Annotated in this window: 15 protein-coding genes and 1 tRNA gene; 2 read left to right on the plus strand and 14 right to left on the minus strand. The window is 71.5% G+C overall.

Annotation, left to right across the window (positions count from 1 at the left end; all coding sequences use genetic code 11):
- Positions 1 to 288 precede the first annotated feature (288 nt).
- Both ABZ079_RS00480 and ABZ079_RS00485 read right to left on the minus strand, forming a co-directional pair.
- On the minus strand, positions 289 to 2,235 hold the full coding sequence (locus tag ABZ079_RS00480) for a YfjP family GTPase (protein WP_356937636.1): 1,947 nt from the start codon (positions 2,233 to 2,235) through the stop codon (positions 289 to 291).
- A 942-nt stretch (positions 2,236 to 3,177) separates the two neighbouring features.
- Positions 3,178 to 4,785, minus strand: coding sequence for a dynamin family protein (locus ABZ079_RS00485; protein ID WP_356937144.1), 1,608 nt, complete (start codon positions 4,783 to 4,785; stop codon positions 3,178 to 3,180).
- A 272-nt stretch (positions 4,786 to 5,057) separates the two neighbouring features.
- On the opposite strand from ABZ079_RS00485, the gene ABZ079_RS00490 reads away from it, so the two are divergent.
- Positions 5,058 to 5,130 (plus strand) — tRNA-Arg (locus ABZ079_RS00490).
- Between the two features lie 182 nt (positions 5,131 to 5,312).
- On the opposite strand, the gene ABZ079_RS00495 is transcribed toward ABZ079_RS00490, so the two are convergent.
- The 12 genes from ABZ079_RS00495 to ABZ079_RS00550 all read right to left on the minus strand — a co-directional run bounded on the left by ABZ079_RS00495 (position 5,313) and on the right by ABZ079_RS00550 (position 12,879).
- A complete protein-coding gene (locus tag ABZ079_RS00495; protein ID WP_356937145.1) occupies positions 5,313 to 6,713 on the minus strand; it encodes a site-specific integrase in 1,401 nt (466 codons plus the stop codon).
- Positions 6,713 to 6,913 (minus strand): helix-turn-helix domain-containing protein, encoded by a 201-nt coding sequence (locus tag ABZ079_RS00500; RefSeq protein ID WP_356937146.1) that lies wholly within the window; start codon positions 6,911 to 6,913, stop codon positions 6,713 to 6,715. The genes ABZ079_RS00495 and ABZ079_RS00500 overlap by 1 nt, the downstream gene beginning before the upstream one ends.
- Positions 6,910 to 8,277, minus strand: a complete 1,368-nt coding sequence (gene repSA / locus ABZ079_RS00505; RefSeq protein WP_356937147.1) for a replication initiator protein RepSA — start codon at positions 8,275 to 8,277, stop codon at positions 6,910 to 6,912. Before repSA ends, ABZ079_RS00500 begins: the two co-directional genes overlap by 4 nt.
- A 127-nt stretch (positions 8,278 to 8,404) precedes the next feature.
- Entirely contained in the window at positions 8,405 to 8,722 is a 318-nt protein-coding gene (locus tag ABZ079_RS00510; RefSeq protein ID WP_356937148.1) for a SpdD-like protein, read from the minus strand.
- A gap of 24 nt (positions 8,723 to 8,746) precedes the next feature.
- Positions 8,747 to 8,902, minus strand: a complete 156-nt coding sequence (locus ABZ079_RS00515; protein ID WP_356937149.1) for a hypothetical protein — start codon at positions 8,900 to 8,902, stop codon at positions 8,747 to 8,749.
- Positions 8,903 to 8,914: 12 nt separating this feature from the next.
- Positions 8,915 to 9,106: a mobile element transfer protein gene (locus ABZ079_RS00520; protein ID WP_356937150.1), complete on the minus strand. Its 192-nt coding sequence runs from the start codon at positions 9,104 to 9,106 to the stop codon at positions 8,915 to 8,917.
- A gap of 1 nt (position 9,107) precedes the next feature.
- Entirely contained in the window at positions 9,108 to 9,302 is a 195-nt protein-coding gene (locus ABZ079_RS00525; protein ID WP_356937151.1) for a hypothetical protein, read from the minus strand.
- A 20-nt stretch (positions 9,303 to 9,322) separates the two neighbouring features.
- A complete protein-coding gene (locus ABZ079_RS00530; RefSeq protein WP_356937152.1) occupies positions 9,323 to 9,997 on the minus strand; it encodes a DUF2637 domain-containing protein in 675 nt (224 codons plus the stop codon).
- A complete protein-coding gene (locus ABZ079_RS00535; protein ID WP_356937153.1) occupies positions 9,997 to 10,200 on the minus strand; it encodes a hypothetical protein in 204 nt (67 codons plus the stop codon). Before ABZ079_RS00535 ends, ABZ079_RS00530 begins: the two co-directional genes overlap by 1 nt.
- Positions 10,201 to 10,285: 85 nt before the next feature.
- Entirely contained in the window at positions 10,286 to 11,641 is a 1,356-nt protein-coding gene (locus ABZ079_RS00540; protein ID WP_356937154.1) for an FtsK/SpoIIIE domain-containing protein, read from the minus strand.
- A gap of 2 nt (positions 11,642 to 11,643) precedes the next feature.
- Positions 11,644 to 11,961 (minus strand): hypothetical protein, encoded by a 318-nt coding sequence (locus ABZ079_RS00545; RefSeq protein ID WP_356937155.1) that lies wholly within the window; start codon positions 11,959 to 11,961, stop codon positions 11,644 to 11,646.
- A 138-nt stretch (positions 11,962 to 12,099) separates the two neighbouring features.
- Positions 12,100 to 12,879, minus strand: a complete 780-nt coding sequence (locus ABZ079_RS00550; RefSeq protein ID WP_356937637.1) for a GntR family transcriptional regulator — start codon at positions 12,877 to 12,879, stop codon at positions 12,100 to 12,102.
- Between the two features lie 18 nt (positions 12,880 to 12,897).
- Here ABZ079_RS00550 and ABZ079_RS00555 point away from each other — a divergent pair, with 18 nt between their 5' ends.
- Positions 12,898 to 13,362 carry an NUDIX domain-containing protein gene (locus ABZ079_RS00555; protein WP_356937156.1) on the plus strand — a complete coding sequence of 155 codons (465 nt, stop codon included), beginning with the start codon at positions 12,898 to 12,900 and terminating at the stop codon, positions 13,360 to 13,362.
- Positions 13,363 to 13,548: the final 186 nt, after the last annotated feature.

The raw sequence follows: 13,548 nt of genomic DNA on the forward strand, positions 1-13,548 counted from the left end.
GACTGCCGCACGCACCCGCACGTCCGCCGACCGCCCGCAGGCCCCGCCGTCCCTCCGGCCGGAACCGCCGTGCGATCGCGTGGAGCCAGACTGCCTCCGCCGGGCCGGGCCCGCTGAACGCTGTGGACGGCCACCCCCGTGTGGAAAACCCCGCCACCTACACGAGTGACGCCACTCCCGGTACCGCCTCACCCCACGCCCAGAGCCCCCGTTCTCACCCCGTGCCGGAAGCCCTCGCCCTCACACCACCCCCGGAAGCCCTCACACCACCCCCGGAAGCCCTCGTTCTCACACCACCCCGGCCCCGGTCCGCACGACGCGCGCGTACTGCTCCCTCACCTCCCGGTACCGCAGCAGTTCCGACGCCACCGGATCGAGGACCCGGGCCCGGCCGCAGCTCGCGGCCGCCTCCCGCAGCCGCCGTTCCGCCTCCTGGCCGTAGCGCCGTGCGGGCCCCCGGGCCGCCATGCGGCAGCCCCACTCCACCAGCGGGCCGCCCACGATCCCGCACACCATCAGCAGCACCGGCACGCCCAGGTTGGGAGCCATGACACCGGCGATCTGGCCCACCAGCCACAAGCCGCCGACGATCTGCAGCAGCGTCATCCACGCCTGGACCAGTACCGCCACCGGCCACCAGCCCGGCCGGGGTGGACGGCCCGGCGGCAGCCCGGCCCGCGCCGCGAGGTCGTCCAGCGCCTCGGACAGCCCCTGGGAGCCGCGTACGGCCGCCTCACGCACCGCCTGCGCCCACGGCGCGGGCAGCCCGGCCGAGGCCCGGTCGGACACCGTACGGACCGCTTGTTCCACGCGCTGGCGGGCCGTGGCCTCCTCGTCCGCCAGGGCGCGCACCGGGGTGCGGCCCGTGGAGGGTTCGCCGCGGCCCTGGCACCAGCGCCACAGCCGCAGCCAAGGGGTGCCGCAGGCGCGGTTGGCGTTGCGCAGCCAGGCCCGCTCGGCCGCCTCACCCGCCGCGGTGGCGCCCACCGCGTCCGCGAGCCGTGCGGCGAACTCCTCGCGCGCGTCCTCACTGAGGCCGACACGCCGCCCGGTGGCGTAGACGGGCCGCAGCTCGGCGGCCGCGGAGTCCACGTCGGCCGCGACCCGGCGGGCCGCCGCGCCGCGCTCCGCCACGAACTGGCCGAGTGCCTCGCGCAGTTCGCCGATGCCCTCACCGGTGAGCGCGGACAGCGCGAGCACGGTGGCACCCGGTTCGCCGTGCTCGCCGAGCGCGACGCCGTCCTCGTCCAGCAGCCGCCGCAGGTCGTCCAGAACCTGGTCGGCGGCGTCCCCGGGCAGGCGGTCGACCTGGTTGAGGACGACGAACATGACCTCCGCGTGCCCGGCCATGGGCCGCAGGTAGCGCTCGTGCAGAACCGCGTCGGCATACTTCTCGGGGTCCACCACCCAGATCACCGCGTCGACCAGTTTCAGGATCCGGTCAACCTGTTCGCGGTGCTGTACGGCGGCGGAGTCGTGGTCGGGCAGGTCGACCAGGACCAGTCCGCGCAGCTGCGTCTCGGCCTCGGGGCTCTGCAGCGGGCGGCGGCGCAGCCGGCCCGGGATGCCCAGCCGGTCGATGAGGCCCGCCGCGCCGTCGCTCCAGCTGCACGCGATGGGTGCGGCGGTGGTCGGACGCCGTACGCCGGTCTCCGAAATGGCCACTCCGGCGAGGGTGTTGAACAGCTGCGACTTGCCGCTGCCGGTCGCTCCCGCGATGGCTACGACCGTGTGCCGGCCGGAGAGCTTGCGGCGGGAGGCCGCCTCGTCCAGGACGCGACCCGCCTCGGCGAGGGTACGGCTGTCCAGGCGGGTGCGGGAAAGCCCGACGAGTTCACGCAGGGCGTCCAGGCGGGAGCGCAGCGGGCCGTCGAACGCCAGCGGGGAGGGGTTGTGGCTGCCCGGTCCACGGCTCGGGGTCTCCAGGGCGGAGGCGGAGGCGCGTTCGGCTGCGAGGGCGGCGGCGGTCGCCTCCGTGACGCGCCGGGCGATCAGACCGTCGTCCCAGGCCTCCGAGGAGTCGGAGTCGGCTTCGGCCGTCGCGTCACCGGTGGGGCGGGGTTTCGGCGCCTCGTCGGTGGAGCGGGATTGCGGCGCCCCGTCGCCGGGGCGGGATTGCGGCGCTTCCTCGGCGGCCCGGGGTTTGGGTGCTTCCTTCTCCTCGGCGGCCCGGGGTTGGGGTGCTTCCTTCGTGGCCCGGAAGCTCGGTGCCTCATCGGCGGACCGGGAGTCCACGTCCTCTTTGGCGGCGCGAGGGGCCGGCGCCTGATCGGCGGACCGGGACTCCGCGTCCTCTTTGGCGGCCCGAGGCGTCGGCGCCTCATCGGCGGACCGGGACTTTACGCCCTCCTCGGCGGTCCGAGGGGCCGATACCTCCTCGGCGGCCCTGGACTTCGCTTCCTCCTTGACGGCCCGAGGGGCCGGCGCCTCATCGGCGGGAAGCGGCTTGCGTGCTTCCTCGGTGCGGCGTGGCTTCGTCGCCTCCTCGGTGCGCTGCGGCTTCGTCGCCTCCTCGGTGCGGCGTGGCTTCGTCGCTTCTTCGAAGGGGCGCGGCTTCGGTGCGTCGTCGGAGGGGCGCGGCTTCGGTGCCTCCGTTGCCGGGCGGGGCTCCGGATCCTCCGCGGTGGGGCGCGGTTTCGGCGGGTGGAGTCGGGGACCGTTGCCCGCGTCGGTACTCGTCCCGCGCGCGAGCTGCCCCCGCTCCATGCCCTCGCCCGCGACCTGGTCCTTGTCCACCACCGAGGCGGGCCCACCCGGCGCTGTCCTGCCCGCGTCCTCCACGGACGCGTACCGCGCACCGTCCTCGCCCCCGTCCTCGGAGGCGGTGGCCGGGCGGTCGGCAGCACCGGTGCTACCGACCGGGCCGTCACCGGTACCACCGTCCAGCGGGCGGCCCCCTCCGGCGACCCCCCTGCCGCCGTGCACCACGCGTCCCTCGCCGGTGCCCCCCTTGCCGGCCTCTGAGGAGTGCGTACCCGGCACCGTCGCACCGTCGCCCTGCGCGTGGGGTCCTACGCCGCCCGGGCCCGTGTGACCGCTGCGCTCCATGGGCCCGGGCCCGGGTCCGGGCCCGTTGCCGCTGCCGCTGCCGCTGTCGCTGCCGTGCTCCATGCGTCCGATGTGCCCCATGTGGTCGGTGTGATCCGTGTGGTCCTGGTCAGTGACGGCGGTCACCGGTCACCTCTCCTTCTGCAGTACGGACAGCGCGGCGATGAGTGCGGCCTGGGGCTCGGGTTGGACGTTCAGGGCGTCGAGCGGGGCGAGACGCCGTTCGCGTTCGGCGTGCATGACGCGGTCGACGTGCTCGGCGAGCAGCCGCCCGGCCCGGTCGCGCAACCGCAGCGCGCCGTGCGCGCCGAGCCGCTCGGCGAGCCCCTCGCCCGCGGTACGTGCCCGGCGGCCGCCCAGCAGGGCGGTGGCGACCAGTGCGGCGACGACCTCCGAGTCGGGCGCGACCGTACGTTCCAGTTCCCGCACCTCGTCCTCGGCGTATTCCTCCAGCTCACGCCGCCAGCGCCGTACGACGAGACCGATGCGGTGCTCGGCGCTCTCCACGGAGAGGCCGCGGCCGGCGAGTCCCGGGGCGCCCGCGGCGGGCTCGCGTCGCCAGGCGTCGTCGACCCGCTCGTCGGCTGCGGTGACGGCGCACAGCAGCAGCGCGGCCAGGCTCTCCACAAGAGCGTCGAGCAGCTCGCCGGCGGTGCAGTCGAGGGGAAAGGCCCGCCAGCGCTTGAGGGCGTCTCCGGCGAGCACGGCCCCGGACTTCAGACGGCCGCGCACGCGCGCGTGCTCGTTGTCGTAGGCGCTGTCGACGGCGGAGGTGAGCCTCAATGCGGCCGCGTACTGGGCGGCGGCGGCGCCGGCCAGTTCGGACATGCGCGACTTGAGCGAGTCGAGGAGGCCGTACACCGTGCGCGCCATGACCTGCTGCCGGGCGCCGGGGTCCTGGGCGATGTGGGCGAGCCAGCTTCGCAGGGAGGCCACGGCGGTGGCGGGCAGCAGGCCGCCGCCCCAGGCCGACTCGGGCAGCTCGGGGACGGTGAAGCGGGGTACGTCGCCGAGCCCGGCCTTGGTGAGCAGGGCGCCGTACTGGCGGGAGACCTCCGAGACGACCTGATGGGGCACCCGGTCGAGGACGGTCACCAGGGCGGCGTTGTACTCCTTGGCGGTCCGCAGCAGATGCCAGGGGACGGCGTCGGCGTAGCGGGCGGCCGTGGTGACCATGATCCAGATATCGGCCGCGCAGATCAGCTCGGCGGCCAGGAAGCGGTTGTCGGCGAGGAGGGAGTCGACGTCGGGGGCGTCGAGGAGGGCGAGTCCGCGCTGCAGGGTGTCGGCGGTCTCGATGCGCAGTACGTGTCTGGGGTCCTCGCCGGACGTCAGGAAGTTGTCGGAGGCGTCCCGGCGGGGTGCCCATACACGCGTGAGGTGCGGCAGCACGCGCATGCCGCTGAACCAGTGATGGTCCTCCGGATGGCAGACCAGAACCGGTGTCCGGGTCGTCGGCCGCAGCACGCCCGCCTCGCTGACCCGCCGCCCCACAAGGGAGTTGACAAGGGTCGACTTGCCCGCGCCCGTGGACCCGCCCACGACGGCCAGCAACGGCGCCTCTGGCTCCCGCAGCCGGGGGACCAGGTAGTCGTCGAGCTGGGCGAGGAGCTCGTCGCGGTTGGCACGCGCGCGTGGAGCGCCCGCCAGGGGCAGCGGAAAGCGTGCGGCGGCGACACGGTCGCGCAGAGCGGAAAGTGTGTCGAGCAGCTGAGGCCGTACGTCCAAGGTCACCACATGCGAAGAATGCCCAATTTTAGGGGAATTCTGAAGCATATAGACATGTCTGCGCGCCGACAGGACACATCGGACGGAAGGGACGACCGGGACACGGGTGCAGTCCAGGCATAACGAGTGCACAACACCCGGGGCGTCGAGCGCCAAAAGCGGTGCACGATTCGCACCTGCCTGCGATTATCAGGACCGCTTCACCGAACCTCCACATCGAGCCCCGGAGGCGAAGCATTCGGGTCAAGGAGCAGGGAGCTTTATCCTTGATCCCGCACCAGGCCCCCGTAGCTCAGTGGATAGAGCAGGCGCCTTCTAAGCGCTTGGCCGCAGGTTCGAGTCCTGCCGGGGGCGCCCACGCTCCGCCCTCCCGCCTGGGAGGGCTTTTTGCTGGTCATAGCGGATGTCAGCGGGTACGACGAAGCCCCGGACGCCCTCTTGATGATCAAGGGTCGGGTCCGGGGCTGTCCGGCTGTCACCGGGTTTTCGCGGGTGGCCGTGTCGAATACGTGTCGAAGTTCTCGACCGGGGGAAGATCAGCCAGCGCCCGGCACCTCCGCCTCCGGAAGATCACCCGCGGCTTCCAGCCGCCGCTTCAGGTCCGGCAGCTGCCCGTCGATGCACCGGGCGTAGGTCGCCAGCAGCACGGCGACGCTGTTACCGGCCCACTCGGCCACCTGGGCGGGCGGGATGCCGTCGTTGAGCCACTTTGTCAGGCGCGTGTTTCGGTTGTCATACACGCGCCGCCCAGTGGGCGACTCGAAGACGTGCGGGGGCAGTACGGCCTTACGCGCGCTGCGCCACGCCCGACGGATGACGGAGCCGGCGAGGATGCCACCGAACTCACCCTGGAAGAGCAGATCACCCGGCTGGAGCTGTTCATCAGCGATGTGCTGCCGCAGGATGCGTGTGAGGGCCGGATGCCCCGGCACCGTGCGCGTCTCGCCCTCCGCTCGGCCCTTCAGGTCACGTTGCTCGTGAATCTCCCCCGTGTCGGTCCACTGCTTCCCGATCTCCGGCGTCGCTGTGTGGATCAGCAGCTCGCACCACTGGTCGTCGGCGTCGGGTTCCGGCAGGGTCACGTCCTCCACCCGCATGGCTACCGCTTCCTCGGGCCGGGGACCGCAGTAGTACAACGTGGCGAAGAAGGCATGGAGCCGCTTGCCGCCCCGCGGCCGACGCCGGATCCAGTCGAGGATCGCCGCCGCCTGCTCGGGATTCAGCAAGGACCGCTTGTCCACGGCGTTCGTGGTCTTCGTGACCGCCGTCGACTCCTTGCCCTTGGGAAGGGGGTTGGTCCGAAGGATGCGCCGCCGGAGCGCGTACTTCATGGCGACGTTGAGGATCCGACGGTTGCGCTTCCGGGACCAGGCCGCCGCTTGCTTGCCATCGAGGCGGGTGTCGATGGCGTGCAGGACCTGGTCGACCTTCTCCGGGTCCTCCCAGGCCGAGACGGGCAGGGAATTCCGCTCCACCCACTTCAGGATGGCCGCCACGTCTCGGGGCGCGTCCGGACGTCGGTTGGTGTTGAACGCCCATTCGCGAAGGGCCGTCCGCACGGCCGCAGGTGCGAACTGGGTGGGCTTTGCCCGCAGCAGGGCGATGGTGGTGGCGGTCAGGGTCTTTGCGATGTTCTTGCGGCTGTTGCCGCCCAGTTGCGGCCAACGAGCGTCCACGTACTCGACCGCGAACCTGTACCAGCTCATGGCAGCCGACTTGGAGCGATGAGACACCGGGAGACCCGTGGCGATGACGAAGGCCTCGCCCTTGCCCGTGGCCCGGATGAGTTCCGAGCGGAAACCCTCGGCGAGCGCGACGGTGTTGAAGGGCTCACGCCAGCGCTTGCCCGCGACCACCCAACGCACGGTGTACGTGGTCTTCCGGGCGCCCTTGTAGGTGAGGATCTTGTAGATCTTCACGTCGTACGTCGTCTCCATCAGGCCGCGTCCTCGCGGTCGTCGAGCCAGTGATCGAGGTCGCTCCGCCGGATCCGGAGGTCGCCGTTCGGGAGCTTGATGCAGCGCGGCGCACGGCGCTTCGCCCGCCAGTCGTAGAAGGTCGAGCGGGAGATGGCCAGTTCCTCGCAGACCTCCGCGAGGGTGAGCATGGTGCGTCGTGGTCGAACGGCCGTGGTCATTCCGTGCTCCCTTCGTTCAGGAGGGCGTCGCGGGCGGTTTCGCGGTTGGTCTGGAGGCCACGGGCGATGGTCGCGGCGAGTGCGGCTTCACCCGGGGTGTGGCCGTGGCCGGCGTACTGCCAGTCGGCCAGGACGAGGACGGTGTCCGGCTCGCGGTCGTCGAGGCCCAGGACGGATGCCTCTTGGGCGGCGCGGTAGTCGGCGCGTTCCTGGCGGAGGGCACCGAGAGTGGTGGAGTAGGTGCGCGACTTGGACGAGAAGTGGCCGCGGAAGCCGAGCATGTGGGCCCAGGCCCAGAGGCGCCGGTCCGGGTAGAGGCTGTCCAGGTCTCGGCATGCGGTGATGAGCCGCCGGGTGTGGTCGGGGACCTGGTGTCGGTCGAGTTCGGACAGTTCGCCGATGCGGCGGTCCAGAGTGCCGGTGTTCTCAGCGGCCTTGGTGGCGTACTTGGCGACGTACGAGGCGACAGCCTGTTCGGTGATGTCGGAGCCGTCACCGAAGGCCTTGACCGGGCGGACGTCGAGCTGGCGGCCCCAGCGGAAGGTACGGGTGGGCTCGTCACCGGCAGCCGGGACCGAGACGGACGTGTACGAGTGCGCTGCGGCAGCACGTACAGCGTCCGTGAGGAGGTCGACCGTGGCCCAGGCGGGCGGGGCTGTACCGGGTCCCTCCGGGCCGTCGAGGCGTACGACGGCGTGGAAGTGCAAGGCGCCGCGCTTCTGGAACTCGGCGACCTTGCCGTACGAGACGCGGAGGTGTTCGGCGAGTTCCCGGCGGGGCAGACCGGCGCGGGCGGCGAGTTCGCGGCGGAGTCGCGTGGTGAAGCGCTGCCAGAGCTGTCCGGCGTGGTTGTTGAACAGCACGGCACCCGCGTAGTCGTAGCTGTCCGGAGCGAGCGCGGTGCCCAGCTCCGGAGCGTCGGGCGCGTGCCGGGTGCCGCAGCGGCAGGTGCCGTGATCGGGGCGGTTGTGGACCGGGCCGAACGAGGGTGCCGTGAGGGTCGCGAAGACGCGCGGGTGATCGCGGACGGTGGCGGGGATGTCGCGGCGGTCGTCTCCGGCCAGGCCGGCGCGGATCAGGTGGTACGTGTCGCCCGCGTAGGTCCAGGCGCAGGAGGGGCAGCGGGAGGCGCGGCGGTTTCCGCAGGCGAGGCGGAGGCGTCCGCCCGGCTCCTTCTCGGTGGAGTAGTGGTGCAGGGTCTCGCCGGTGGTCTTGTCCTTGTGGAGGACCCAGCCGGTGAGGTGGATCGGGTCGGAGCAGCCGCCGGTGCGGCGGATCTGGTCCTCCCAGCGGGCGTAGTCCGAGGCCGAGGCCACGCGGAGCACGTCCCCGAGGGTGATCGGGTCAAGCAATGTGTCGGGCATGGGCGCACTCGGTGTCGCGGGTGAGGCGCGGTGGGCCATGCTTGGGGTTCCTTCCGGTTGCGAGATCGGACAGGGACGGCGCCCGGGCGGCGGATGCTTGGCGGTATCGAGGCCGCCCGGGTGCCGGTCAGCGACGCTTGGCGTCGGATGCGAGCAGGGAGCGCAGGACGACCGCGCAGACGGCAACCGAGGCGCCGGTGACGGCGACCGCCAGGAGCAGGGAGACCAGGACGGCTCCGAGCACCAGGACGACGGCTGTGCCGCCGCCGACGAGGGCGAGGACGGTGCCGGTGGTGAGCTGGACCGTGGGCCGGGACGGCGCCGGAGTCGGCTGGACGGCCGGCGGAGTCTCTGCGTGCCGGGTAATGGTGGTCGCCTCGATGACGGCGGGCGGGATGGTGAGGCCCGTCGGCATGGGCATGGTGGGGATCTTCGGGCGGAACATGGGTGGTCTCCTCTCGCGGGCGGGCTACTTGACGAGGGCGTTGATGGCCGGGGCGAGGACGCTGTCGGAGAGGAGGAAGCCGCCGAGCAGGAGTACGGCGATGAGCCAGGCGGGCGGGCGGATGAGCTTGACGCCGAGGTAGCCGACGACGAGCAGGGCGAACCAGAGTGGGACCTGCATGGCGGATGTCTCCTAGCGGACGCGGCAGCGGTGGGTGCGGGCGGCGAGCTGGGCCGCGGACTGGCTGCCGTAGTCGGCGGACCAGCCGCAGCCGTCGGAGCTGCACACGGCGGCGTGCTTGGTCTGGCCGTTGCGGTCGCGGTGCGTGCCGATCTGCACCGGGCCGATGCACATCACGGAGTGGAAGTGGTCGCGGGCAGGCATGTCAGTCGGTCTCCTCTCGGGTCGTCGTCGGGGCGGGGAAGCCGGCACGGACGTCGGCGGCGACGGCCGGGGCGGCGGTGAGGCGGGCGGCTTCCTCGGCGAGCAGGTGGGCGAGGAAGGGCCGGTTGGCGGCGGCCATCTCACGGGCACCGTCGAGGTAATCGGAGGCGGTCAGGTCGGCCGGGTCACGGATCACTGGTCTTCCTCTCTCACCGATCAGGCGAGGTGGGCGGCGATGGCGTCGGCGAGGTGGGGCGGGACGCCGAGGCGGGAGCGCAGGGTGTCTGTGTCGATCGGGGCACCGGTACGGGCGCGGTACTCGTCGGCGACCTTGCGGGCGTGGTCGACCAGGACGGCGGGGACCGGAGGAGCGGGAGCCGGGGCCGGGGATGCGGGGGCCGCGTCAGGCTCGGGCACGGGCTCGGTTGCCGATGCGCGTTCGGCGTCCGGGACCGGCTGCTCGACCGGAGACACGACCTCCTCCACGTCCGCGACGGATGCTGGCCGAACCGGCCCCGACTCCGCAGCCGACGAGTGCGCGAGGAGCGTGCCGCCGAGGAATGCGAGCGCGGGCCATCCGGCGATGCCGAGGCGGAGCAGGGCGGGCGGGTCGGCCAGGTCCAGGAACCCGGCCGTGGCGACGTTGGCGCCGAGCGAGGCGAACAGCGCGACGACGAACCAGCACCAGGCCAGCCGAGACGGGCCCTCACTGCGCAGGCGCCGCCAGGCGGCGACCAGGAGCAGGTCGACACTGACCGGGTAGGCCCAGGCCTTCCAGCCGTTCTGTCCGGCAGCGGAGGCCAGGTCGTGCAGGTGGGCGAAGGACAGGGCACCGGCGATGACAGCCTGAACCATGACCGCATCGACTCGGAGGCTGCGACGGGCAGCCATCAGGAGTCACCGGGGTAGGCGGGGCCCCCGTCGGGGTCGTAGCCGGATGGGAAGGTGCCGGGCGGCGGCTCGGGCAGCGAGACGGCGAGGGATGCGCTGACGGCTTCCACGAAGTCGAGGTCGGCGCCGGCCATGTCGGCGTACAAGGCGAGTTGGCCGAGCAGGAGCACGGTCCGGGCGAAGTCCTCGCAGTTCGGGCACACGGCGGGGTCTCCCTTCTTTGGGCATGGCGGGGGTAGGGACCTGGCGCGAATGCGGTCACGCCGACCAGTGGGGATCAGAGAGAGATCAGACGGCCGCTGAGGAAGCCTTGGCCAGCGACACGGGAGCGGCAGCCGAGGCGGAGAGGACGGGCCGGAACGGAGCCAGCTCGGGCAGGTCCGGGGTCCGGTCGGCGTGCCGGTTGCAGATGTTCACGGCCTGGCGGAGCGAGGTGTGCGGGGCACGGATGCGGTGCCATCCTCCGGAGGAGTCGCCCGAGATGGCGAGCCCCCGCATTTCGGCCGGGATCTGGATGGCGGCGAGGACGGCGTCCGAGGCGATGTCGCCGAAGGCCATGTTCGCGGATGTCTCGTCGTTGACGCGGTGGGCGGTGCGGCCGGTGAGCTGGGCGCGGAGCATGGTGATGCCCTTGCCGAGTTCGGAGCCGAAGCGCTGTCCGCAGATTTCCAGGTAGATGCCGGCCGCGCGGCCGAGCTGGGCGAGGCGGACCAGGGCGGTGATGATGCGGTCCCGGCGCTTCTCCTCCTCCTTGTTGGCGTACAAGGCGAGTTCGGCGACCTCGTCGACCAGGACCACGACCGGGACCGGGCGCAGGTGATCGGGCAGGTCCCAGATGTCGGCGGCGATCTCCGCGTCCGGCACGTCGGCGGTGATCCGCTGCTGAGCCCGGATGACCTGATAGGTGCGTTCCATCCGGACCACGAGCGCGTCGAGTACTTCGGCGGCGGTGTCGGGGTCGTCGGCCAGCGCGGAGAACCGGCGGGCCAGCGGGAACAGTTCAACCCCTTGCTTGCAGTCGATGCCGACGAGGGCGACGTCCATCGGGGCTAGTCCGGCGACCAGGTTGCGTTGGTAGACGGACTTGCCGGACTCCGTGGCCCCGAGGGTGAGGGCGTGGGGTATCGCCCGGTAGTCGCGGTAGTGCACCGAGCCGTCCTGCCGCAGGGCGACCGGTACCCGCATCGGCTCGGTGTCGGTCATGGCCGGCATCTGCACTCGCTTGAGCACGTCGTAGCCGGTCATCCGCACCTCTACGACACCGGAGCGCAGCTCCCGCGAGGTCACGCCGTACATCGAGAACGAGTGCCGGAGCCGGTCCGAGGCTGCGGCGATGTCGAAGGCGTCCTGTCCGGGGCGGAGCTTGAGCCGCAGGACCAGGCCGGTGCGAGTGGGCCGCAGCCGCAGGATGCGCGGGGCACGTGGCCCCGGTATCGGCCGGTTGGTGGCACGGGCGAGAGCGAGCCGCCACCGCGCGGGCGGCACGGTTAACCCGCACGCGTCCATGACCGAGCCGTACCGGACCAGGACCCGGACCACCGCCAGCGTGACCCCGAAGGTCAACCAGTACCAGGCGGGGCGCCGCCACCGCAGAAGACCTACGGCGGCGGCGACCAGCACCAGGCAGACCGTGAAGCCGGTCATGATCAGGCCGCCTTGGGCCTTGCGGCGGCATCGGCGAGCGAGGTGACCGCGACCGCGCGGAACGCGATGCCGTGCCGCTTCTGGCCGTTGAAGTCGTTCTCCCAGGGCCGGGCGATCAGCCCGGTCAGCGCGACCGGCGTGCCCATGGCCAGCTCGCCGGTGATGCCGGGCTCAGGGACGGTGATGGAGAGGATCTCCAGCTTGGCCCCGGTCTCAGCGTCGGTGGCGATCTCGCCGGTACGGCGGTCACGGACCTTGACCTGTGGGGGCTTGGCGACCATCACGACGGCGCCGTTGGTGTCGACGGGAATCTGACGCACAGAGATCACTCCTCTATAGATGCTGAAGTCCGTCACTCATGTACATGAGTGACGTGAAGAAGAGTGCACGACTCCTGTACATGAGTCAACCCGTCACGAAGAAGAACTCGTGACGGGTCGCGAGGAGTTGAGTGCGCGTCAGTCGGCGGCAGGGATCCGATACTCGAAAACGAACTGGTCAGCGGCCATGAGGGTGTCGCACACCTCGGCCACGAGGCCCGCGGTCGTACGAGCCTCACGGATCAGATGAACCACGGGCGCCCCCGGACTCAGCGCTAGCTCCGAGGCTTCCGCCTTGGAGGCCGGCCGCGCTTGCAACGTCTCGACGAACTCCGCGAACTCATGTCCGTGGTCTTCGAGTCGGGCGTAGATGCCCCCGCCGCCGGGGTTCTCGGCGAAGAGCTCTGGGATGTCCTTCACGACGTCCCAAGGCAGGTACGACGTCGCGGTCTCGACCGGGGTGCCGTTACGGAAGTAGAGACGTCGGCGAGCCAGCACCTGTGTACCGACCGGGACGCCCAGTCGCTGGGCGGCGTCCTCCGGCGCCTCCATAGGCCCGATGTAGAGAACACTGACCTTGGCGGTGGCGCCGGACTGCGCGGACTCCGCAAGGTAGGCCGCCTGTCCACCCTGCCGGAGCGAACGCCGGAAGCGATCGGAGGAGCGGTGCCGCACCGGAGGCCGGTTCTTCACGATCGAGCCCTTGCCGTGCCGAGTCTCGACCAGCCCACTCGCCCGCACCTCGACCATGGCCTTACGGATCGTCCCGCCGGACACGCCATAGCGCTCCACCAGCTCAGACTCACTCGGCACCATGTCGCCAGGCTTGAGAACCCCCGCCCGGATCTGTTGCACGATCTCGTCCGCGATCTGCACGTACCGAGGTCCGGATCCGACCCCTCCAGCCGCAGTTCCCATAGTCCTTCTCTGCCTCCTATGCTCCTCTACATGAGTCAAGCACAGGAAGCGACGCCGTCTCCCCTGCACTCCGTATCCGTGGCCGGAGTGGTGGTACGGGAGGACGGCCGCCTCCTGGCAATCCGCCGAGCCGACAACGGCACCTGGGAACTCCCCGGCGGCATCCTCGAACTCAAGGAGACCCCCGAGGCCGGCGTAGCCCGCGAGGTTCTGGAGGAGACAGGTATCCACGTCGAGGTGGACGAGCTGACCGGTGTCTACAAGAACCTGACCCGCGGCATCGTGGCCCTGGTCTTCCGCTGCAAGCCGTCCGGCGGCACCGAGCGCACGTCGAGCGAGTCCACGGCGGTTTCCTGGCTCACGCCCGACGAGGTCGGCGAGCGCATGTCCGAGGTCTTCGCGGTCAGGCTTCTGGATGCCCTAGACGGCAGCGGCCCCCACGTACGCAGCCACGACGGCAAGCGCCTCATCCCAGCGGGATAAAATCTTCTCTCCTTCATCAAGGCACCCGGCTCCGCTCACGCTCCGCCGGGCGCGCTCCCGGCTCCGCTGCGGGCGCCGCTCCTGCCTCCGGCCCGCTCCGCCCGCGCTGCGCCGACGCGCGCCCACGTGTGGATAGGGCCTACGGCCATAGGGCGATCACCGCATGCGCGGTCCAGGTCAGAACAA

The sequence above is a fragment of the Streptomyces sp. NPDC006314 genome (assembly GCF_040613075.1).
Taxonomy (GTDB): domain Bacteria; phylum Actinomycetota; class Actinomycetes; order Streptomycetales; family Streptomycetaceae; genus Streptomyces.